This is a genomic window from Thermosipho affectus (assembly GCF_001990485.1).
Taxonomy (GTDB): domain Bacteria; phylum Thermotogota; class Thermotogae; order Thermotogales; family Fervidobacteriaceae; genus Thermosipho; species Thermosipho affectus.
The window spans coordinates 1-22,638 of sequence record NZ_LBFC01000016.1 but is presented as its reverse complement, the minus strand read 5'-3'; the positions used below and the strand labels follow the sequence as shown (position 1 = coordinate 22,638).

27 protein-coding genes and 1 pseudogene are annotated in these 22,638 nt (G+C 28.8%); 25 read left to right on the top strand and 3 right to left on the bottom strand.

The genetic code is table 11. The features are described 5' to 3' along the window. Positions 1–108 precede the first annotated feature (108 nt). The 11 genes and pseudogenes from XJ44_RS09145 (at position 109) to XJ44_RS04100 (ending at position 10,941) form a co-directional block, all read left to right on the top strand. Positions 109–780, top strand: a pseudogene (locus XJ44_RS09145) (transposase). Positions 781–921: 141 nt separating this feature from the next. Beyond that, complete coding sequence (locus XJ44_RS09250; protein WP_073071825.1) at positions 922–1,122, top strand: hypothetical protein; 201 nt, start codon at positions 922–924, stop codon at positions 1,120–1,122. 255 nt (positions 1,123–1,377) lie between these two features. Further along, positions 1,378–2,238 (top strand): glucose-1-phosphate thymidylyltransferase RfbA, encoded by an 861-nt coding sequence (gene rfbA / locus XJ44_RS04140; RefSeq protein ID WP_077198160.1) that lies wholly within the window; start codon positions 1,378–1,380, stop codon positions 2,236–2,238. 69 nt (positions 2,239–2,307) lie between these two features. Then, a complete protein-coding gene (locus tag XJ44_RS04135) occupies positions 2,308–3,048 on the top strand; it encodes a glycosyltransferase family 2 protein (RefSeq protein ID WP_073071830.1) in 741 nt (246 codons plus the stop codon). A gap of 89 nt (positions 3,049–3,137) precedes the next feature. Continuing rightward, the gene (gene rfbC, locus XJ44_RS04130; RefSeq protein ID WP_077198159.1) at positions 3,138–3,707 is read left to right on the top strand and encodes a dTDP-4-dehydrorhamnose 3,5-epimerase; all 570 of its coding nucleotides are present in this window, start codon (positions 3,138–3,140) and stop codon (positions 3,705–3,707) included. A 16-nt stretch (positions 3,708–3,723) separates the two neighbouring features. Then, the gene (gene rfbD / locus XJ44_RS04125) at positions 3,724–4,584 is read left to right on the top strand and encodes a dTDP-4-dehydrorhamnose reductase (protein WP_077198158.1); all 861 of its coding nucleotides are present in this window, start codon (positions 3,724–3,726) and stop codon (positions 4,582–4,584) included. Positions 4,585–4,658: 74 nt separating this feature from the next. Beyond that, on the top strand, positions 4,659–5,756 hold the full coding sequence (rfbB, locus tag XJ44_RS04120; RefSeq protein ID WP_077198157.1) for a dTDP-glucose 4,6-dehydratase: 1,098 nt from the start codon (positions 4,659–4,661) through the stop codon (positions 5,754–5,756). A gap of 79 nt (positions 5,757–5,835) precedes the next feature. Next, positions 5,836–7,185: a glycosyltransferase gene (locus tag XJ44_RS04115; RefSeq protein ID WP_143608988.1), complete on the top strand. Its 1,350-nt coding sequence runs from the start codon at positions 5,836–5,838 to the stop codon at positions 7,183–7,185. Then, on the top strand, positions 7,182–8,339 hold the full coding sequence (locus tag XJ44_RS04110) for a polysaccharide pyruvyl transferase family protein (RefSeq protein ID WP_077198155.1): 1,158 nt from the start codon (positions 7,182–7,184) through the stop codon (positions 8,337–8,339). The genes XJ44_RS04115 and XJ44_RS04110 overlap by 4 nt, the downstream gene beginning before the upstream one ends. Further along, positions 8,329–9,468 carry a Coenzyme F420 hydrogenase/dehydrogenase, beta subunit C-terminal domain gene (locus XJ44_RS04105; RefSeq protein WP_077198154.1) on the top strand — a complete coding sequence of 380 codons (1,140 nt, stop codon included), beginning with the start codon at positions 8,329–8,331 and terminating at the stop codon, positions 9,466–9,468. Before XJ44_RS04110 ends, XJ44_RS04105 begins: the two co-directional genes overlap by 11 nt. Before the next feature lie 48 nt (positions 9,469–9,516). After that, a complete protein-coding gene (locus XJ44_RS04100) occupies positions 9,517–10,941 on the top strand; it encodes a lipopolysaccharide biosynthesis protein (protein WP_332881318.1) in 1,425 nt (474 codons plus the stop codon). Between the two features lie 441 nt (positions 10,942–11,382). Here XJ44_RS04100 and XJ44_RS04095 read toward each other — a convergent pair whose 3' ends face one another. Together XJ44_RS04095 and XJ44_RS04090 are read right to left on the bottom strand one after the other, a co-directional pair. Continuing rightward, complete coding sequence (locus tag XJ44_RS04095; protein WP_077198152.1) at positions 11,383–11,670, bottom strand: sigma-70 family RNA polymerase sigma factor; 288 nt, start codon at positions 11,668–11,670, stop codon at positions 11,383–11,385. 240 nt (positions 11,671–11,910) lie between these two features. Continuing rightward, positions 11,911–12,093, bottom strand: coding sequence for a DUF2922 family protein (locus XJ44_RS04090; protein ID WP_077198151.1), 183 nt, complete (start codon positions 12,091–12,093; stop codon positions 11,911–11,913). Positions 12,094–12,486: 393 nt separating this feature from the next. Here XJ44_RS04090 and XJ44_RS04085 point away from each other — a divergent pair, with 393 nt between their 5' ends. From XJ44_RS04085 to XJ44_RS04035, 12 genes are all read left to right on the top strand, one after another. Beyond that, a complete protein-coding gene (locus XJ44_RS04085) occupies positions 12,487–13,185 on the top strand; it encodes an AAA family ATPase (protein WP_077198150.1) in 699 nt (232 codons plus the stop codon). Further along, positions 13,152–13,409, top strand: coding sequence for an RloB domain-containing protein (locus XJ44_RS04080; RefSeq protein WP_077198149.1), 258 nt, complete (start codon positions 13,152–13,154; stop codon positions 13,407–13,409). The genes XJ44_RS04085 and XJ44_RS04080 overlap by 34 nt, the downstream gene beginning before the upstream one ends. 159 nt (positions 13,410–13,568) lie before the next feature. Next, the gene (locus XJ44_RS09495; RefSeq protein WP_084758762.1) at positions 13,569–13,799 is read left to right on the top strand and encodes an AlbA family DNA-binding domain-containing protein; all 231 of its coding nucleotides are present in this window, start codon (positions 13,569–13,571) and stop codon (positions 13,797–13,799) included. A 540-nt stretch (positions 13,800–14,339) separates the two neighbouring features. Next, complete coding sequence (locus XJ44_RS04070; RefSeq protein ID WP_077198148.1) at positions 14,340–14,531, top strand: DUF1659 domain-containing protein; 192 nt, start codon at positions 14,340–14,342, stop codon at positions 14,529–14,531. A 40-nt stretch (positions 14,532–14,571) separates the two neighbouring features. Next, the gene (locus XJ44_RS04065) at positions 14,572–14,784 is read left to right on the top strand and encodes a DUF2922 domain-containing protein (protein ID WP_075665756.1); all 213 of its coding nucleotides are present in this window, start codon (positions 14,572–14,574) and stop codon (positions 14,782–14,784) included. A gap of 13 nt (positions 14,785–14,797) precedes the next feature. Beyond that, on the top strand, positions 14,798–14,986 hold the full coding sequence (locus XJ44_RS04060) for a hypothetical protein (RefSeq protein WP_077198147.1): 189 nt from the start codon (positions 14,798–14,800) through the stop codon (positions 14,984–14,986). Between the two features lie 110 nt (positions 14,987–15,096). Next, positions 15,097–15,426 carry a sigma factor gene (locus XJ44_RS04055; RefSeq protein WP_075665748.1) on the top strand — a complete coding sequence of 110 codons (330 nt, stop codon included), beginning with the start codon at positions 15,097–15,099 and terminating at the stop codon, positions 15,424–15,426. Between the two features lie 164 nt (positions 15,427–15,590). Then, positions 15,591–16,235, top strand: a complete 645-nt coding sequence (locus XJ44_RS04050) for a TM1812 family CRISPR-associated protein (RefSeq protein ID WP_077198146.1) — start codon at positions 15,591–15,593, stop codon at positions 16,233–16,235. A gap of 100 nt (positions 16,236–16,335) precedes the next feature. Further along, positions 16,336–16,680 carry a hypothetical protein gene (locus tag XJ44_RS09245; protein WP_158071826.1) on the top strand — a complete coding sequence of 115 codons (345 nt, stop codon included), beginning with the start codon at positions 16,336–16,338 and terminating at the stop codon, positions 16,678–16,680. Continuing rightward, entirely contained in the window at positions 16,575–16,991 is a 417-nt protein-coding gene (locus XJ44_RS04045; protein ID WP_077198145.1) for a hypothetical protein, read from the top strand. The genes XJ44_RS09245 and XJ44_RS04045 overlap by 106 nt, the downstream gene beginning before the upstream one ends. An 89-nt stretch (positions 16,992–17,080) precedes the next feature. Beyond that, complete coding sequence (locus tag XJ44_RS04040; RefSeq protein WP_084758759.1) at positions 17,081–17,755, top strand: DUF2202 domain-containing protein; 675 nt, start codon at positions 17,081–17,083, stop codon at positions 17,753–17,755. A 94-nt stretch (positions 17,756–17,849) separates the two neighbouring features. Then, a complete protein-coding gene (locus tag XJ44_RS04035) occupies positions 17,850–18,833 on the top strand; it encodes a hypothetical protein (RefSeq protein WP_143608984.1) in 984 nt (327 codons plus the stop codon). A 301-nt stretch (positions 18,834–19,134) separates the two neighbouring features. On the opposite strand, the gene XJ44_RS04030 is transcribed toward XJ44_RS04035, so the two are convergent. After that, positions 19,135–19,899 (bottom strand): hypothetical protein, encoded by a 765-nt coding sequence (locus XJ44_RS04030; protein WP_077198143.1) that lies wholly within the window; start codon positions 19,897–19,899, stop codon positions 19,135–19,137. Between the two features lie 828 nt (positions 19,900–20,727). Here XJ44_RS04030 and XJ44_RS04025 point away from each other — a divergent pair. Both XJ44_RS04025 and XJ44_RS04020 read left to right on the top strand, forming a co-directional pair. Beyond that, complete coding sequence (locus XJ44_RS04025) at positions 20,728–21,270, top strand: DUF7010 family protein (protein WP_077198142.1); 543 nt, start codon at positions 20,728–20,730, stop codon at positions 21,268–21,270. Positions 21,271–21,811: 541 nt separating this feature from the next. Then, on the top strand, positions 21,812–22,585 hold the full coding sequence (locus XJ44_RS04020; protein WP_077198141.1) for an ATP-binding protein: 774 nt from the start codon (positions 21,812–21,814) through the stop codon (positions 22,583–22,585). The last annotated feature ends 53 nt before the right edge of the window (positions 22,586–22,638 follow it).

Here is a 22,638-nt window from a genome sequence, read left to right as displayed (position 1 = left end):
GTAATAGATTGGATGGCAGTGTAAAATAAAAGCTATAAAAACAAAAAAGGTCCTGTATTCTAAAATAGATAAGTGAGAAAACTTATTACAAAGGAGGGATACAGGGCCATGGAAATCAAAGATATTATACTACAATTTCTTACAGAAAATGAAGAGGGAATAAGAAATCTTTTCACATGGTTTTTGAACACAGTAATGGAATATGAAGCATATTTGCAAGCAGGGGCAGAACATTACGAAAGAACGAGGAATAGAAGAGCGCATCGCAATGGTTATAGGAAAAGAAGCTTGAACACAAGATTAGGAAAATTACAATTAAGAAAACCACAATTTAGAGAATTTTCTTTTGAAATGAAAGTATTTGAAAGATGTTCAAGAGTAGAAAAGGCGTTAAAGAATGCAGTTGTTGAATCGTATCTTCAAGGAGTATAGACTTGAAAGATAAGAGAAATAATTTCAACACTTGGAGTAGAAGAACTTTCAAGGCAAACAGTTTCTAATATAGCCAAAGAAGTAAATGAATTTCTTAACGAAGAACTTGAAAGAAAAGGGTTACAAAAAGCAGTAAAGGTGTGTGAAAGATTTATATTTGACTTGTTTAATTATCAAAAATATCAAAAAAGATATTGGAGAAGAATAAAAACAACAAATATGTTAGAAAGAATAAACAAAGAACTAAAAAGACAAACTAAAGTAGTAGGAGCTTTTCCAAATGAAGGATCACTTTTAAGATTAAATGTAACAATTTTGCTTAATATTAACGAAGAATGGTTACTTTAAAGGAGATAGTTAGATATGGATTATTAATCTGTTTTAGGGTACAGGGGTATTTTTACAGCATTTTCTTGACAGAACCTATTGGATAGAGTCTAAAAACTTTGAGTTTTCAATCCAAAAACAAAAAGAATTGGTATAGTATTGATGAAAACTACAAATTTCAATTATTCGAAACTTAAAACATTAATTAATTCTTATGTAGAATTGGGGTATGAGATAGAGTATTACATATTTTTCGAAAAAGAGTGGGACTTGGAATTTATCAAAAAATTTATAAATTCTCTTTCCGGAAACGGAGATGTAATTCATTTTAATTTAAAAAACAATCTTTTGAGGATATTGTAAAATATCTTTGGAAGAATGAATTTTTCACATTTATGCGATTACGCCCTCTTATAATTTCTTATTATGGAGGAGTACATTATATAGCAGTAGCACACAATAGTAAAATAGAAGCTTTTGCAAAAGAAAATAATATTGAATTTTTAATATAAAAAATTCTTTTTCAGTGTTTCGTGAAATTATCACAGAGTAAGTTGTAAATAATTAAAGGATAACAATATTCAATTTTATGCTAAAGATTCATTTGGAGGTGAAAAAATGAAAGGCATAATCCTTGCAGGAGGTTCAGGAACAAGACTATATCCAATGACGAAGGTTGTTTCAAAACAACTTGTTCCTATATATGACAAACCAATGATTTATTATCCCTTGTCTGTTTTAATGCTTGCAGGTATAAGAGAAATACTCATTATCTCAAATCCAGAATATATTGATTTGTACAAAAAGCTTTTGGGAGATGGTTCACAATTAAGCTTAAAATTTTCATATAAAGTACAAGAAAAACCACGTGGACTTGCAGATTCATTCATTGTAGGAGAAGATTTTATCGCTGGTGATAAAGTTTGCCTTATCCTTGGAGATAATATTTTCTATGGACAGGGATTTTCAAAAATACTTAGAGACGCAGCTTCATTAAAAGAAGGGGCAGTTATATTTGGATATTATGTAAAAGATCCACGAGCATATGGTGTAGTAGAATTTGATGAAAATGGAAATGTAATATCATTAGAAGAAAAGCCAAAATATCCAAAATCAAATTATGCTGTTCCTGGATTATATTTTTACGACGAACAGGTAGTAGAACTTGCAAAAAATCTAAAGCCTTCTGCAAGAGGAGAACTTGAAATAACAGATTTAAATAAAGAATACCTAAAAATTGGAAAGTTGAAAGTAAAACTTTTTGGTAGAGGCTTTGCATGGCTTGATACGGGAACACCAGAAGGACTCTTAGAAGCAAGTAACTTTATTGCAGCAATACAAAGAAGACAAGGATTTTATATTGCAGCAATAGAAGAAATAGCATACAGACTTGGTTATATAACAAAAGAACAATTACTTAATCTTGCAAAACCTATGGAAAAAACAGAATATGGTAGGTATTTATTAGAAGTTGAATGATATTTATAGTATGTGAGAAAGTTGTGAGAAAAATTTATATAGCAATTTTTAAAATTATGGGGTGAAATTATGATCAAATTAATAAGTATTATATGTGTATACAATGATGAAAAAATTTTAAATGAATTTTTACTTTCATCATTAAAAATGCAAAAAGGAATTGATTATGAATTAATACTTTTAAATAACAAAAATAACAGATATGAATCAGCTGCAGTAGCTTTAAATGAGGGGGCAAGTAAAGCTAAAGGCGAGGTTTTAGTTTTTGTTCATCAAGATATTAGATTTCTTTCTTCAAGTACACTAAATGATATAAAAAACTATGTTGAAAAAATGGGAAAAGGGATATATGGAGTTGCTGGAGTAAAAGATAAAGGAACAATTACAAATATAAAGCATGGAGATGATTTAAAACCAGCGGGAAGATATTCTATTGATTTTCCTGTTCGTGTAAAAACACTTGATGAATGTGTTATTATAGTTGATAGAGAAACTTTTAACAAATTGAAATTTAATATTGACTTAATAGGTGGATATCATTTATATGCGGTAGAAATGTGTCTTAGGGCTTCAAAACAAAATATTCCTATCTGGGTACTTCCTATTGAGAGTATACATCATAAATCACAAGGAAAATTAGATAAATCATATTTTTATACTCTTAGTAAAATTGTTAAACAATATAAGAATGTCAAAAAGATTCCTACTACGATGGGAATATGGTATACGAATAAATTCCTTTTTAGGTATCAGTTATTAAAGAAAAATTTTGGAATTATTAAACGATGTTTTTTAGATATTATTAATTAATAATAAGAAAAAGTAATGAATCAAGGGTAAAATGTTACTTTTTTTTGGAAATGTTGTTAGATTCAATTTTAATTAAGGAGGAAGTGTTTATGTCAAAATTTAAAAAAGTATCAACTCCTATAGAAGGATTGTATATTATAGAACCGACAGTTTTTGGGGACAACCGTGGATTTTTTATGGAAAGCTGGAATAAAAAAGAATTTTCTGAAATAGGACTTGATATAGACTTTGTTCAAGATAATCATTCAAGGTCAAAGAAAGATGTATTAAGAGGATTACATTTCCAAGTAAAATATCCACAAGGAAAACTTGTTCGTGTTGTAAGAGGGATTGTATTTGATGTAGCAGTAGACCTTAGAAAAAATTCACCAACATTTGGAAAATGGTATGGTGTAATATTATCTGAAGAAAACAAGAAAATGTTTTATATTCCAGAAGGTTTTGCACATGGTTTTCTTGTTTTAAGTGATGAGGCTGATTTTCTTTACAAAACAACAGAATATTACTATCCTGAATATGATGCTGGAGTAATATGGAATGATCCTGATATAAACATAAAATGGCCATTTGAAGAATATGGTATAAAAGAGCCAATATTATCGGAAAAAGATAAAAAACTACCACAATTAAAAGAGATAGTAGAAAAGCTTGAATGGTAAAGGATAAGGTGATAAAATGAAGATTCTTATAACAGGTGCTGCTGGGCAGCTTGGGCAGGATTTACAAAAATTATTTGAAAAAGAGAATATAGAATATATTGCAACTGATTTTATAGAAGGTTATACAAAGCTTGATATAACTAACTTAAAAGATGTACGAGAACTTGTAAAACAAACAAAACCAGATGTTATAATAAATTGTGCAGCGTACAATGCAGTAGATAAAGCAGAAGAAGAATGGAAGTTAGCGTATAACATAAACGGACTTGCTGTACGAAATCTGGCAATAGCAGCAAGTGAAGTTAAGGCTTTTCTTGTGCATTATTCGACAGATTATGTGTTTGATGGACAAAAAGGTTCTCCATATACCATTTATGATTCACCAAATCCGTTATCAAAATATGGAGAAAGTAAATATCTTGGAGAAAAATTACTTTCGCAATTTTTTGATGATTATGCACTTATTAGAACAAGCTGGGTATTTGGAACTGGAAATATTAATTTTGCTAAAAAAGTAATTGAATGGTCAAGGAAAAAAGATGAATTACGGTTGGTTACAGATGAAATATCTGCTCCAACATATACCGTTGACCTTGCAAAGGTAACATTGGAAATTGTTAAAGAAAGGGTACGAGGATTGTACCATGTTTCAAACGAAGGGATATGTTCAAGATATGAATATGCAAAATACATTCTTGAAAAGACTGGATGGAAAGGAATATTAAAAGAAGCAAAACAGGAAGATTTCAATCTTCCTGCAAAAAGGCCTAAGTTTTCAAAACTTGATAATTTTGGTTTAAAAGAGACGTTGAACATTGAAATGCCACATTGGAAAGATGCAGTAGATAGATTTTTGAAAGAATTGTTTGGTGAATAGATGATAAAAAGTAACACATAGCCAAAAAAATTTATCTATAAGCTATATGCCGTTAGCCAAAAGGAGGTTTTGTTATGACACTATTAATCACAGGCTGTGCAGGCTTCATAGGGAGCAATTTTGTATATTACTATCTTGGCAAATACAAAGATAGAAAAATAATAGGCTTGGATAAGCTAACATATGCAGGGAACCTTGAAAACCTTGAAAATCTTACAAAAGAGCAAAAGAAAAGATTTAAATTTATAAAAGGAGATATTTGTAACAGAGAACTTGTAGAATATATATTTGAAGAATATGATATAGATGGGGTAATAAACTTTGCAGCAGAATCACACGTAGACAGGTCAATATATGAGCCACAAGTATTCTTAAAGACAAATGTACTTGGGACGCAAACACTACTTGATGTAGCAAAAAAATATTGGTATGATGGGAAAAGTTGGAAAAGTGGGAAAAAATTCTTACAAATATCCACAGACGAAGTATATGGATCCTTAGGACCAACGGGGTATTTTACAGAAAAAACACCACTTGATCCACACAGCCCATATTCAGCAAGCAAAGCATCTGCAGACCTTATAGTAAAAGCATACCATGACACATATAAAATGCCAATAAACATAACAAGATGTTCAAACAACTATGGACCATACCAATTTCCAGAAAAATTAATACCTTTAATGATATGGAACGCGCTAAATCACAAAGAATTACCAATATACGGAGATGGCAGGCAAATAAGAGACTGGTTATACGTAGAAGACCATTGCAGGGCAATAGACATAGTATATGAAAAAGGAAAAATAGGAGAAGTATACAACATAGGAGGACATAACGAAAAAGAAAACATAGAAATAGTAAAAAAGATAATAGAAATACTAAGGGAAAAGACAAAAGATAAAAAGATAAGTGAAAGCCTTATAAAACATGTAAAAGATAGACCGGGGCATGATAGAAGATATGGGATAAACCCAAGTAAAATAAAAAAAGAACTTGGCTGGAAACCAGAAATAATGTTTGAAGAAGGGATAGAAAAAACAATAGAATGGTATTTAAATAATCTTGAATGGGTAAAAAGGGTAATATCTGGAGAGTATATGGAGTTTTACGAGAAACATTATGGAAAGAGCAATAAAACTGTTGTCTTTAAAAGAAGTTATAAAAAATAAAGATATACATTAGGAGGTGTGAGAAATAAATATTGCACATTATTTTTTGGGGTTTCCTCCAGTGCATTATGGAGGACTTATGGTTTATGCCACTGATTTATCGAAAGAACAATTAAAAATGGGGCATAACGTTATAATGTTAATGCCAGGGATTTATAATGGAAAAGGGAAAAGTAAAATAAAATTTTTTAAAGTTCAGGAAAAACTGCCAGTATATCAAATAATAAATTCGCATCCTGTAAACCTTTCAGGAATAGGTAATCCAAGTGATTTTATCAAAGAAAAAAAAGAAAATAACTATAGAGATTTTTTAAAGAAGAATAATATTGAAATACTACATGTTCATTCTTTAATGGGTTTTCCAAAAGAATTATTAGATGAAGCAAAAAATCTGGGAATAAAAACAATATTTAGTGCTCATGATTATTTTGGGCTTTGTCCTAAGTATAGATTGTTTAAATATGATGGTACTTTATGTAATGATTTTAATGAGGGAAAATCGTGTGTTTTGTGTAATTATGAAGCTTCAAATAGAGCTATAAAGTCAAGAAATTTATTAATAGTATTTCCATTAGGTTATAGAATACTTAGAAAAACATATCAATTGTTTAAGAGATCAAGTCGACAAAGCAAAAAAGAATATGCTGAGAAAAAATATTATCAAAAATTAGTGTTTAATGAAAATAAAGCAATAAAATTTGTGGAATTTAGAAGATATTATATTAAAATTCTGGAAAGTTTTGACTTTATAATTTTCAATAGTAGTGTAACCAAGAATGAATTTTCTAAATATATCAATTTAAATAAATTAAAATATAAAATTTTGCCTGTAACACATTCAAGTATAAAAGACAATAGAAATGTTATAAATTACAAACCTTTAATTAATGGGAAAGTTAATTTTCTTTTTATGGGAGGTTTGGTTAAGGGAAAAGGTTTTTATGATTTAGTAAGTATTTTGAATGAAATAAAGAAAACTCATACAAATTGGCAAATAAATATCTATGGTAATTATTCTGGGATAAATTTAGATAATTTTGATAATAATTTTTTCAAGTTTTATAGTAAATATAGTTATAAAGATTTAATTGATATATTTTCAAATTCAAGTGTTTTAATAATTCCAAGTAAATGGAAAGAAACTTTTGGTTTAATTGGGTTAGAGGCTTTTTCTTACGGGATTCCAGTTATAGCTTCTGAAAATGTTGGATTTAGCGATTTGTTAGAAGATGGTAAAACAGGGTTTATTTATAAAGAAGATAGTGAAAATGAACATTTGAAAAAAATTATAATAGCTATTTTAGAAAATCCATATTTGTTGCAAGAAATGAATAAAGAAATTAAAAGAATTGGTTTTAAATATACTTTAAAGCATCATGTAAATGAAATTATACTTTGCTATAAAAATTTATTGGAGGAAAAATTATGAAAATAGGTATATTAACATTTAATTGGGCCATCAATTATGGAGCTGTGTTACAGATGTATGCGGAATATAAATATTTAAGTAAAGACAATGAGGTTTATGTTATAAACTATGTTCCAGATTATTTTGCTAATATGTATAATAAAAGGATTTTTTATACACAAATTCGTTTTAAGACGGCAATTAAAAAATTAATGGAGAAATTTATAAAATTCGAACAATATAAAAAGTTTGAGAAATTTATTAATGAAAACATGCTTTTAACAGAAAAAGCAAAAAATAGGAATGAGTTATCTAAGATAATAAATAAATTTGATTTAGTTATTGTAGGTAGTGACCAAGTTTGGAACTATGATATAACAAAAGAGTATATTGGGGATTATCTTTTATACAACATTAATTGTAACAAAATAAGTTATGCTGCAAGTTTAGGCAAAAATGAAATAAAAAGAGAACTTGTCGATTTATTTTGCGAATCTTTAGAAAAGTTTGATTTTGTTTCACTGAGAGAAAAAACTTCGATAGATTATGTAAATAAAATCTGTAAGGGAAAAAAGTATAATTTATGTATAGATCCAGTTTTTCTTATAAGTTCAAATGAATGGAAAAAAATATCTGAAAATAGTAACTATAAAATTCCAAGAAACGGATATGTTCTAGTATATATGTTAGAATATAACCCTAATTTATTAAAAACAGCAAGATATTTATCTGAAAAATATAATATTCCTGTTTTAAGTATTGAAATACCTTTCATAAGATTTTTTGGTAAAAACTTTGGAATAAAAAAATTACATGATGTTGGTCCTATAGATTTTGTTAAATTGTTCTTGAAAGCTAAATATATATTAACAAATTCTTTCCATGGTACGGCTTTTTCGTTGATTTTTCATAAACCATTTATATCGTTTGCACATTCTAAAGTAAATTCAAGAATGGAGAATTTATTGAGTCTATATCAATTGGAAAATGTTCAGATAAAAAATACTTTGAATAATTTTGAAATTGTGGAAGAAATTTTGAAAAAAACTCAAAAAGCTTATTCTAATTTAGAAAATAAAGAAATTAGTAAAGTAATAGAAAATTCAAAACAATATTTAGTGGAAGCATTGAAAAAAATAGAATTAAAATTGAAGAGGGAAAAACATGAAAAATAACGTTTTTGAAAAAATAAAGTTTAAATGTATAGGTTGTGGACTTTGTGAAGGAATATGTCCTAAGAAATGTATAAATATACATGAGGTTTCAAATAAAGGTATATTACCTTTTGTTGATAGTAAAAAATGTTCTTCTTGTGGGCTTTGTGTTGATGTTTGTCCAACGGATTTAATGAGCAAAAAAGAAAATCTTAATGATGTTAAAGAAATATTTGTTGGAAAATCAAAAAATAAGGAAATTATTAAAAACTCATCTTCGGGCGGAATTGTCTCATCAATAATTATTGACTTATTCGATAAAGAGAGAATAGATGCAGCTTTAGTAGCGTTTTTTGATAGGCATTTGAATATTTATGGCGATTTTTTGACTTCAAAAAATAAGGTTTTGCAGCATTCAGGTTCATTTTATCATACGTCAAAACAGCTTTTAAACATAGAAAAAATAAAAAAATATAAATCAGTTTTATTTGTAGGACTTCCTTGTCATAATATAGCGTTTGAAAAATTTTGTCAAAAATTTAATATAAATAATGTTTATGCAACAATTAGTTTGACTTGTACAATTGGAAGAATGAAAAATGGAATGAAAGAATATTTGAAAGAAAATAATCTACTTTATGTACTTGAAAAAAATGTTAAAAGTTATAAATCAAGATACGGTTTAAAAAGACCCGGGAATATTATTATAACTCTAGAAGATGGAAGAAAGATTACAATTGATTGTTTGGATTATCTTGTTAGTAAAGATTACTTTTTTATTCCTGATGGTTGTCTAAATTGTAAAAAATTATTTGGATTAGAATTTTCAGATATCTCTATTGGAGATAATTGGGGAATTGATACTGAGGAAAAAATAGCAATTTTTACAGCAAACACAAAAAAGGGGTTGCAAATAATAAAAGAAAATAAACTGATTAGTGTATCTAATTTGGGTATTGAAGAACTAAAAAAATCGCAACCATTAGGTTATCCTTTAAAATATTTTAATAGAAAAAGAGTAAATAAGCAAATTAAGTTTTTAAAGTATATGTACAGAAATTTCTCAAAATATCCCCTGGTAAAAAAACTTATATATAAATTAAGAGGGCTTTTATTGAAAAATATAAAAAATTCCGAGAGAAAGAAATGATATTAACAGAATTTTTGAATAATAGAATATTTTTAAGGTTGGTGACGAATTCTGGAAAAAGAGTATAAAGTACTTGCGAAAAATACAGTTATAATATCACTTGGAACATTTGGTTCAAGAGCAATTTCCTTTTTTTTATTACCAATTTTTACAAGGGTTCTTACCAAAGCTGATTATGGAAAAATAGATTTTTTTGCTACAACGATAAGTCTATTACTGCCATTTCTTACATTAGGGATTGTTGATGCGGTGTTTCGTTTTACAATGGAAAAAACAGGTGAAGAAGAAAAATCGGGGGTACTTTCTTCGGCGTTAATGGTTTCTTTTTGGGGGATTTTAGTATTTTTAGTATTTGTTCCAATAATATCTAAAATAGAAAGTATATCCGAATTAACAATTTATATGGTATTTGCATTTGCGATAAATTCTGTTCTTTCAATTTTTAAGACATATATTAGGGCAAAACAAAAGCTTTTGATATTTGCATTAGGTGATATAATACACACAATTTCATTTGCAACGCTTGGGATAGTGTTTGTAGTGGTTTTAAGGTATGGAATAAAAGGATATTTTCTAGGATATATACTTTCAAGTTTAGTAGATGTGTTATTTCTTTTAATATTTGGAAAGATATACAAAGACATATCATTAAAAAATGTGTCATTACAAAAGATAAGAAATATGTTAGAATATTCAATTCCTTTAATACCAAATGGACTTTCCTGGTGGATAATGAATGTATCGGATAGATATTTAATAATATTTTACCTGGGATTTGCGGCAAATGGGATTTATTCAGTATCGTATAAATTTATGTCACTAATAACGATATTAAATGGGATATTTTATCAAGCATGGCAAATATCAGCGGTAGAGCAATATAAAAGTAGAAATAAAGATGAATTTTACTCTAAAATATTTAGAATACTGTCAACGTTTTTGTTACTAATAGTAATGGTATTTTCGATAGTATTAAAACCGATAATGAGGATAATGGTAGGAGCAAGCTTTTATGAAGCATGGAGATACGTACTATTTTTGTTTTTAGGAGCGATATTTTCAGCATTTTCAAGTTTTTTTGGAGTGGGGTATATAGCATCAAAAAAGACGGTAGGAGCGTTTAAAACATCGGTAGTAGGAGCTATGGTAAATATAGGAATAAATATAGTGTTTATACCAATAATTGGAGCGCAAGCAGCAGCAATTTCAACGATGATGGCATTTTTAGCTATGTGGATAATGAGAATATTTGAAACAAGGAAGTATTTTAGAATAAAGAATAATTGGATAAAGTTGGTTTTAAGCTTTTTATTGGTTTCTTTGTCGCTTTTTGTAAATTTTATTCAAAAAATCTTTATTATGTATACTATACAAATAGCAACATTGATAGTTTTCATTTTGATAAATAGAAAGGAAATTAAAGCAATTTTATTAAAAATAAAAGTAGCGATTATTTCCAAAACAGGTAGATAAAATGTGTACTTCTTTTCTTGTTTTGAATTTTAGTAATAATTGTAAAATTCTTGCAAATTCAAATAAAAAGCCGAACTTTTTGCACAAGTTTAGCATTTTATCAGATAGCTCGGGAATTACTTTTGTGTTAATACTCAAAAACCACAGAGTATTCTGTGTTTTTTGTTTTGTTGGTACTATCGCCCTATGGGGCTTAAGATGACAAAGGGATAAAATTCCTCGCATGCGCTCGGAATGACAAAAGGAGGGGACCTCTCGGAATGACAGTGTTAGAGAGGGTTAGAGAGGTTGGCGAGATTGGAAGCTTTTTGTCATTCTGAACGCGTGTTGTGCGAAGAATCTTTAAATGACTGTCGGAAGGAAAGAGCAAGATTCTTCACTTCGTTTAGAATGACAGAAAGGAGAAGATGCCACTCCCATTAACTATGCTAATAATGTGTTTTATACTATGTATTCTCCTTGGAATTCTTTGAATGCACAGTTGTTTTCATCATCTCCCGAGATATATTCCATCTTTAATGGCGTAAATGGGGTTTCTTTGCAATATGGTGGTTTCCTGTTGTATTTTACGATTGAAATCAATCCATCAAATTTTTCTATTGCGCATAGTAATATATAACATATGGTTTGTTTCAAGTCTTCATAAGAGTCACATTTATAACCATATCGTTTGAAATATCTTCCCGCTACCATTTCAACGTCTTTTTTATATTTCTTATATATCTCCATCCATGACGCCCCCGGTAAAATATGAAAAGCATATACCATACAGATTAATATACATAGATATACACATAAGTATACCATGTGTGCCAAAAAAACAGGAGGGGATAATCCCCTCCTGCAAAATGTTATTTAATCAAAATAAAATACCAGAGAGATAATCTATCGCAGGAGATAAAATAACATAAAGCATTTCTCTTGGAATATTGATGTTTAAGTCGTCAAATATTTCGTCTATTAAATTTATTACTTCTTTCTTTTTATTTTCTCCATAAATACGTACCCTGCTGGAACAAGTCCGTTGTCTATTAAACTTTGTGCGTCTTGTTCTAATTCAGCAGAATCAATGTTGTCTATTGGTTCTGGGATATTGATCCTTAAACTTTTTCCTTCTGTTTGATTTCTATAAACCAAACTCAACCTTTTCATCTTTATCTCTCCTTATTTATTTTTATTGTTTTTTTAAATAAGATTCCTCGTATGTGCTCGGGATGACAGTATTAGCAAGTGTTGGAGAGATTAGATAGGTTGGATAGATTAGCAAGGTTGGCAAGTGTTAGCGAGGTTGGAGAGATTGGAGAGATTGAAGTTTTTTGTCATTCTGAGGTGCGAAGTGACGAAGAATCTTGGATTGTCTTTCGAATGTAAAAGTCAAGATAAAAATGCATAAAAAAGGGAAAATAAAAATGTACAAAAACTGTCCCAGGTGATACTTCTTCTATTCCTAAACTATATACTATATTTGAGAATAGGTTTATCAATGGAAATTTCATATATAGATATGGATTTGAAGTTGATGGTAAAAAAATTAAAAGCGAATGATTGTTTCGCGCAAATCTTGAAAACAAAAGATTAAAAGAAGCTAAAATATTTGAAAGAATAGACCAAAAGATAGAAAGAGGCAATTTTTCTGAATCAAAAGGTGTGGAAAAGAAAACAAGTGAAAACACACTTTTTCTTTCTTCTCTTGCTCAATGGAATAGTAAGCTTGCAAGACAAATAGTTAGTTTTTTCAAAAAGATTAACGTTATAATGTGGGAATTTCCTTATTTTTCTTCTCCGGCTCAAACTCTAAATTTATTTGAAAAAGGAAAAATTACAAAGGAAGAAATACTTAGTTTTTTAAAAAAGGCAGACTTTGATATAGTAGATTTCGAATATACAAAAAGTGAAATAGATATATCGAAGTTGCCTGATTTGGTAAAAAATACGATTGTAGATGCTAATATTAGAGAACAAGATAAGCTATTTAATGTAAAACTTTATACATATCATAATATATACGATGAAAATGGAAATGTTATTGATGTAGAAAAATTTAATTTTGAAGAAGAATCTGCTGGAACAAAAAAACTTTTCAATATAATTGGTGAAATTATTTATGCATTAAAAGAGGAAAAAATATTGTTTATAGATGAATTAGATACCCAGCTTCATCCCACGTTATTAAAAGCAGTAGTCGAGTTCTTTGCTTTGAATATTGGTTTTTGTTGCATTTTGATTATTATAATACACCATTAACAACTAAAGATTGTATAAAAAAACTAAAAGATAGATTTCCTGTATACAGGAAAAATTTTGGTGATGTTTATTATAGATTTGTTGATAAAAAATATGTAGCTATTGAAAATGCAAAAAGGATGGAAAATGAGCACAAAAAGCAAGGTAATACAAAACCTTCTTCAAAAAATCCTTCTACTCTTGTTTATAAATTAGTTATTGAACTTGAAAAATTTTTGAAATAAAAACTTTAATAAATAAAGATGATATTTTTCAAAAGAATCATATTTGGGTAATAAAAGAAACTAAAAAAAACTACTTTCGATAATGAACAAAGAGATTTATAAATTAGAAAAGAATTATGCCAAGTTTTTAAATTTGTTTTTGGACTCTAAGGTGATTGAATAATACTTAATGAAATTAAGAAAGGTGAAAATAAAAATCTTGAGTTTAAAGAAAAACTTTCTAGTAGAAATAAAAAGTCATTTTTAAAAACTGTTGTTGCATTTGCAAATGGTTTAGGTGGAAATGTAATTTTTGTAATAAAAGACGGAACAAAGGAAATAGGTGGTGTGCCAGATAAAGAACTAGTTCATTTAATGGATAGAATAAATAATATGGTACGTGATAGATGATTATACTTGATATATGTTAAAAATAGAGATGGTAAAGATTTACTTGTAGTTGAGGTGTATCTAAAAGTCAAGATAAAAATATACAAAAAAAGAAAAATAAGATTCATTATTGTTATTTGGATATTATTGTTTAGAAGAATTAGAGAAAAATTCAAATTTTTCCTTTAATTAAAATTACGTAAGAATGGTGCAATAATCTATTTAATATTGTTTGATATAGTATAGGAAAAACAAGTATATCGCTTTATTCTGAGAACGGAGTATTAGTTATTGTTATTGTTATTGTTGAATGTTTTTCATGTTTCAGTAAAGTCAACAACAGATTTCATGTTGTCAAATCTATTTGAGCTTAAATACCATTTCTCTGGTCTTCCCCATTCCCTTTCTTGGTCATTCGTACATTTGATAGAACACTACAAAAATTTTTATGTAACAATCTCTATACATTTGTATATATTACGTTAAATCCAATTTCTTGTGTAGATATATTTATATGTACGCGGCCGGCAGCGTGCAGAAAAAATTTTGGGGGGTATTGATATGAAAAAGCTTTCTATTAAGTATCTTACAGGCACAGATGCAAATGGAGAACCAGTTTTTAAAAGACAAACATTAAATGTTGGGGATACTGTGGATGTTGTTAAGGCAAATGCTATTGTCCAGATTATTGACAAATACACAAATTATTCCGTAGATAGTGCTATGGTTGTTACTTATGAGATAGTTGAGTGATAATGATATTTGAATGAAAAAATATTAAGGGGTGATAGGGATGAAAAGGTTGGCTTTGGTTTTTAGAAATCAAACAGAGGGAAAAAGTTTAAGAATTAACATTCCTGAACCAATAGAAAATATTGATTCGGCAGAACTTGAGACAGACGCACAAAGTTTAATAGACAATGGGCTTGTACCAGCAGGATATGTTTTTGATGAAGCACGTGTTATTGAAACAAACACAAACGTTGTTCTTGATTTAATTCAGTAAGTAGGTGATTAATATGTTGTGGGATGTGGTTAAACTTTTTATGATTCTTGTAGAAAGACCAGGAGATGGAGAAAACAAAAAGAAAGAAGTTATTGAACTTGTTGATAACATATTCGATGATTTAAACATTGATATATCAAGGGAAATGCTGCACTTGATTTTATCTCCTGCAATAGATTATCTTACAAATGTGATGTTTTAATTAAATAAAGTTTTGCAGGAGGGGAATGTCCCCTCCTGTTTTTTTGGTATGTGTGGTATACTTATGTATATATTCTTATATATTCTTAATTTTTTGTGGGAGGGTTTTTAATGAATGTATATGAAAAGTATAAAAAAGAGGTTGATATGATAGCAGGGAGGTATTTTAAAAGGTATGGTTATAAATGTGAGTCATATGAAGACTTAAAACAAACTATATGGTATATATTACTATGCGCGCTAAAAAAGTTTGATGGAAGAGGAAATGAGAGGATGTTTGTATTAAATTTTGTAAAAAATAAGTTGATTTCGATATTAAAATATAACAGAAAACCACCATATTGTAAAAATTTCCCATTTACACCATTAAAAATGGATTATATTTCAGGAGATGATGAAAAAAGCAAAATTTTTAAAGAGATGCAAGGAGAGTATGAATAATAAAAAATTATACCATCTTTTATAACCTTTATAAAAAAACATGGGGGATTTTATGAAAAAACTTTTAACATTTTTGGGTACGGGAAGATATAGTGAAAGTTCAAGTAAGACAGAGAATTTTTCCATTAGCACTTTTTGAGTATTAAAAAAAAGATTCGAAAAATTTGGAAATCATCTTCTTTTTAACTAAAGATGCAAAAAGTAATGAAAATTGGATAAAACATGCAAAGCCTGAATTGAAGAGAAAGAACGTACATTATGATGTAATTGATATATCAGAAGAAATATCAATAAAAGATTTTTTGAAAGAGATTTTAAGGGTTATAGATGAAAATGATGAAGTTGAAATAGATATTACCCATGCATTTAGATGGTTTCCAATGGTTTTACTTGTAGCGGATATGTATTTAAAAGAGGCGAAAAATTCAAAAATTACAGGAATTTGGTATGGGGAATATTATAAAGATAAAGATGAAACAAGGGCTTTAAATAAAGTAGAGGTTTTAGAATTTACAGAATGGTTGTATGCGGCAAAGTTGTTTAAAGAGTATGCTTATACAAAGAGTTTAGCAAGTTTGATTAAAGTAAAAATTAAAGAAGAAAAATCAAAAAATGGTAAGTTTAAAAAAGATATTAAAAAATTAAATGATTTAAGAAAAAATTTAGAAAGACTTAGTTTTTATTTAAGGCTTGGTTCAGTTGAAGAGTTAAAAAAGAATATAAACAATCTTGTGGAGTGTTTGAATAATAGGGAATTTTTATATGAGATAGAAGAGTTTATCCCTGAACTTTCACCGCAAAAGGTATGAAAAACTTGACGCAAATAAAGGAAAAGTAATTTTAAATAAAGATGAGCTAGAATCTGAAAAAGAACTTATAAAGTTTTACTATGAAACAGAAGATATAGGTATGGCCTTAAGACTTGCAAGGGAATTTTACATAAATATTGTTCTTTATGAAAAAAATTTAAGTGATAAATTTTTTGATACACAAACAAGAGAATTTCAAGGTTGTATAGATGAAAGTATTAGAAAAGCACGTAATTATGTTTCCCATTTTGGATTTTCTAAAAGTACCTTGTGTGAAAGAGTTAAAGAGTTGATAGATACACCGTTAGATGAATTTAAAAATAACAACTTTATGAAAGAGTGTCTAAGAAGAAATGTTTCAAAGACAGCTATACTATCACCTCTTGGTACAACGCAAGGAGCACTTTTTACTGTGTTAAAAAATACAGTGCAGAAAAACTTGTAGTAATAACCTCAAGGGAATGTGAAAAGCTTTTAGATGAAATTAAAGAGGAAGCAAATTTTAGAGGAGAATGTGAAAAGATTTTAATAAATGATCCATTTGAGGGGATTGATGAACTTAAAAGTGCAATTGATAAAGCAAAAGAATTTCTGAAAGGCTTTGGAAGTATTGTAGTTAACTTAACAGGTGGAACAACTCTTTTGGGGTATATTGTAAAAGAAGTTTCGCATAAATTAAATTTTGGAAGAAAAATTTCGTATGTAATAGCAACAGATAAACGTCCAATTGATGAACAAAAAAAAATCCGTATGTAGTGGGAGAGATTTTGGAAATTGATATAAAATAGGGTATTTTAAGATTGTTTTAAGGTTATTTGTGTATTATTTATCTAGGAGGTGATAGTATGTTAAAAAAACTTAGTGTGGTAATATTTTTGGGGATTGTTTTGGTTTTATTCATGGCAGCTGGGCCTAACGTGCCTTTAAATAATGGGATGAATGCTGGTTTTGATTTTGTTTCTGTAAAAGATCAGCTTGTTTCTATGCCGAAACAAGCACTTTCATCAGATGAAATAAGTGGGCTTTTGATTATGAGAGAGGAAGAAAAACTTGCAAGAGATGTGTATTTCAAGCTTTATGAACTTTGGAAAGTACAGATATTTTTGAATATATCAAAATCTGAGCAAACACATATGGATACTGTAAAGATATTACTTGACAAATACAATATAGATGATCCCGTGAAAGAAGATGTAGAAGGAAAATTTGTAAATCAAGAAATCCAGGAGCTTTATAATGAACTTATTGAGATTGGTTCAAAATCCTACAAGGATGCTTTAATAGTGGGGATGATAATAGAAGACCTTGATATAGCTGATCTTCAATCTTGGATTCAAAAGGCTGACAACGAAGATATAAAAGCTGTATATAGCAATTTAATGAAAGGTTCAAGGAATCACATGAGGTCTTTTTACAGAAATCTCAAGAATATAGGAGGAGATTACACACCACAACATATAACAAAAGAAGAGTTTGAAGAAATGATTTCTACATCTATTGAAAGGGGACCGGTAAAATAAATTTAGCATCTAGAATATTACCTTCTGTGACTAGTGTAACGACTGTATACAAGCTGTGAAGATTATGGCAGGTTATTTGGCAGGGAGTGATTTTTTGAAGAAAGTGGTTGCAACAGTTGAAAAGGGGGTAAATTATATATTTCATGTTTTTGCGGCTTCTGGTGTAAATTTTCAAAATGATTATACTAAAGACTATTCTTGTTTTTTGAGAAAAGAGGACCTTGAGTTTCTTAAAATGAATAGAGAGATTCTTAGTTTTCAAAATGGGACTGCCTCAAAGCTTGTAGATCCATTAATTTTTTTTCCAGCATACCTCAATCTTGACTCAGAAGAAAAGCTGCAAAAGTATTTTTATTTATTGCTAAAGGCTTTAAAGAGAAGAACAAAAGAGGATTTTTTAAGAGAGTATGCTGATTATGTTAAAAAGAGAAGGTTTTGGTTTCCAGAAATAAATGATGAGTGGTTTAAGAATATAGAAGATAAAGCAGAGCTTATTGAAAAAGTGGGAAAAATTTATAAGGAAAATTTCTCGTCTTATGAATCGATGGTGTGGCCAGATGTGAGTAGAAAACTTGAGGAAAAAGCAAAAGTTGTAAATCAAGAGTTAGAAAAGTTGGATCTTATCAGGTCTTGGGAAGAGGTAACTGGGATTGATTTTAAGTTTGGGGAATATCAGATAGTTTTGGTATTTTCCATAGAAAATGGTCCAAATGCTAATTCCTTAGGGTATGATAGAAATGTTTTTTATTCTGGTTCCAGGTTAGATTGGTTGCTTGATTTTATAAGTCATGAGGTTGGTACTCATATATTGATAGATTTGGGCCTTCCTATGATAAAAAAATTTATTTCCAATGATAGATTGCAAACCCAAGCTGAGGTAAAGCAATTTCAACAGTTTTATATGGCATATGAATGTTTGCCACAATTTTACAATACTATGGTACTTGCAAAAGAGCTTACTTATGATTTAATCCAATTTAAATCGGATAAGTATTTAAGAATTTATGGAGAATTATATGACACGGGGAAGTATTCTGCAAAAGAAATGTTAGAAATAGCTATGGAAAGTTTAGTGTAGGGTAGTAAAGTAGATACTGTTATATATTTTTATAGAAGTAGGAAGTTAGTTGTTAATCTGCACAAATATTATGAAAATAAGGTAGAAAGTTTAAATAAGACAAAATAATATAGATAAGTTCACTTTTTCAAATAAACCATCCATATGGGAAAAGTAGAGGGTATTTAACAAGACAAGTATTGGATTTTTGTCATTCTGAGTGTATATGCACAAAGAATCTTGAATGTTTTTTCGAGTGTGTAAGCTCCCTTTGCATTACGTGCTCTCTTTTTACGTAGATTACTCAAAACCTTGTCATTATCTATACACTATTTTTTATGAAAAATCCTGCTTTGTTTTCATACAGTGTGCCTTCTATTTTAATTACATCGTCAATTTCAATCGTATTTCCTCTTACAATTTTTGTTTTTTGATTTGAAAAGAAAATAATTTTTTTGTATTTCCATACATTATTATCCATTTCAGATACAGCAGGACCTTTTATAAACAACTCTTTCTTTTTAAATTTAATTTTCAAGAATGTTTTGTGTAGCAGCAAATTATTTTTTTTGAGAATGTTCATGGGATCAAATCCCGATAGATTAAATTCTCCTTCTAACACTATTTTGTAGCCGTTGTTTTTTTCAGACGTTTCGAATGCTTGGACTATGTCATTTTGACGTTTTTGTATTAGTATTTGCGCTAGTTTTTTAGTTTGTTCATATGCAAGTAAATCTTTTAAGTCAGATGGTTGATATTTTACAATATCAAGCAAAAAGTTATAAAGATATTTTTTTGAGGTTGTATAGTTTATTTTCCAATTGGGAGTTATTTGATCAAGGAGGAGTGAGATGTACATGCCTGTTGAGTAACAACTGGCTCTAAAGTTTTTTAAATCTTTAATTTTTATTAAATTTTCATCAAACAATGAAATTAAGAAGCTTTTTGGAAACTTGCTTTCATCTAATAATGCTCTATATTCTACATACGTTGCAGTTCCCTCTGTACTTTCTAATCCAAGCTCGTAATCTAGGAAGTTATTTATTAAGTGTCGTCTTTTTTCTCTAAAGGATATGAATTTTTTCACATATTCTGTTTTTAATTGTTTATTTGTTTCAAAAATACTTTTTAAAAGGTATTTTCTTTATAAGATTTTCAGGGCAATGTTTTCCAAGGTGAATGGATATTGAAAGGCAAGAAATTCATTTGCAAATCTTTTATCTTTATTTAGAAATTGAAAACCATGGAAGGGTTCGTGTACTATTTTCGAATAAAAAAATGGAAATGTTTCGAGCTTATCCATTGTTGAGATATTCCATATTCCCATATATTTTCCGTTGAAATTGATGGCAGTATTTCCTACAAAGTTTTCATTCTATCCATTTTCCTATGAAAATCCCTTGTTCTTCTATAAAGTTTTTAGGAGGATTGTCAAAACCTATTATGTATACATATGAATTGTCATAAAAAGCTATGGAAAGTGGTTTAAAGTTATCCCAATAATCTGAAAGCTTACCGCTATTTATTTTTTTGTGTATAGTTTTTAAGATTTGAATAATTTCTTCTGTATTTAAATGAACAACATTATTTAATACCTAAATTATATCAAGAATGAAAAGTTATATTTAGATTTATTGGAATATTCCAGATGATAATAGTTAATGAATATGTTCAGAAAATAATGAAAAAAAAGTTGGAAAGATTGGTAAGTATTGAACTTTTTAATCATTTTAAGTGCATATGCTCAAAGGATCTTAGATGACATCCCATTGAATACGCTTTTTATAATACTTGTTTCTTCTGTTTTAAGAGAATTCTAACTTTAATTGACGTTCTTATAATGGTATGTTAGAATGTGTGTGATATTTTGTTTTGTGTGCGAAATATATAACAAATAGTGGTGGGGGGATTGATGATGGATTTAAAGGTTTGGAAGGAAGAGTTGTCTGTAAAGTGTAAAAATGGGATAGCGTTTTTACTATCTGCTTCTGTGGTTTGGGGAGTTATGCTTGTTATATTGTTATCCCCATTTTCATTAGAAACAAAAAATTCATTGATTTTATGGTCTACGGCTTTGTTATTTCCGCTTGCAATGTTTTTTTCGAAAATCTTTAAGGCACAATGGAAGATAGACGATAATCCTCTTTCTATTTTGGGATTTTATTTAAACATAGCACAGCTTATATATTATCCAATAGTGATATGGGCTATGATAAAAAGGCCCGAAGAAATGATAATTTTTCTTGCCATGATAACGAGCGCACACTTTTTTCCATATGGCTGGTATTATGGCACTAAAATTTTTATGGTGATGTCAGTTTTTATGTCAGTATCAATTTTACTTGTTAGTCTTAAATTAGCTTTGGATACTTTATGGGTTGTACCTGCATTAATGATAGCTTTTTTAATTGTTCTTGTTATACTTTTGTATAAGGATTATAAGAAAAAAGAAGCTTAGAAAGATTAGTGAGATTGGCAAGTGTTGAAATTTTTTTGTCATTTGAAAGGTGTAAAGCGCTGAAGAATCTTGAATAACACTTCCTCTTTTTGTCATTCTGAGTAACATAGTAACAAAGGAGCCTACATCCTCAAAATGACGGAGAAAGATTCCTCTGGCAATGGTTAGTAGTTTTGTTTATAAACTTGAGAAGTATTATTTAAGTTTGATGACTCTAAAATCAAACTTATTCTTTGAAGATATTTGAAGTTATATTAGAAAATATAGTGCTATAAGGTTTACAAAAATTAATATGTTTGTTGACCGTTATTATGTATAACATTATGGTGGTTGCCATATAATTATAGATGAAGTAATATGAAGCTTTATAATCGAAGAAAGAAATTAAAGAAGTTAAATAAAAAAAGATGATAATATTTTTTGAGATTAGTTGAAAGAATATATTTACTACATCTTTATCTATTATCAAATATCCTATTTTATCTATACTGCTATTAAGTGTTAGAATATATACGTAAAGACCAAATAGGTGGTGGAAGATATGAAGAGATTACCGATAGGGATACAAAGTTTTGCAAAACTGAGAGAGGATAAAGGTTTTTATTATGTAGATAAGACGAGATTTATAAAGATGTTAAGTGAAGAGACATCGGGATATTTTTTTCTCTCACGGCCAAGAAGGTTTGGAAAGAGCTTATTTTTAGACACATTAAGGCAAGCATTTTTGGGAAAAAAGGAACTATTTAAAGGGTTATACCTTGAGAAGAATTGGGATTGGAGTAAAAAATATCCTGTTATTTATATATCCTTTGGAGCAGGGGTACATAAAACAGAGGAAGAACTAAGAGAAACACAGGATATGATATTAAGGAAACACGCAGAAGGATACGATATAAAACTAGAGGAGAAAAGTATAAAGAATAGATTTATAGAACTAATAGAAAAGGTATACAAAAAAGAGAAAGAAAAAGTAGTAATATTAGTAGACGAATATGACAAGCTGATATTAGACAACATAGAAGAAAAAGAGATAGCAAAAGAGATGAGAGAAAGCCTTAAGAACTTTTATTCGGTGATAAAAGACGCAGATGAATATATAAAATTTGTATTTATAACAGGGGTAACCAAATTTTCGAAAGTATCGATATTTTCTGGGTTGAACAATTTAAACGATATAACACTTGATCCAAGGTATACGAGCATATGTGGTATAACGCAAAAAGAATTAGAAGAAGGATTTAAAGAGTTATTAGAAGGGGTAGACAAAGAAGAGATGAAAAAGTGGTACAATGGGTACAATTTTCTAGGGGTGTAAAAGTCAACATAAAAATGTATAAAAAAGGGAAAATAAAAATGTACAAAAAAAGG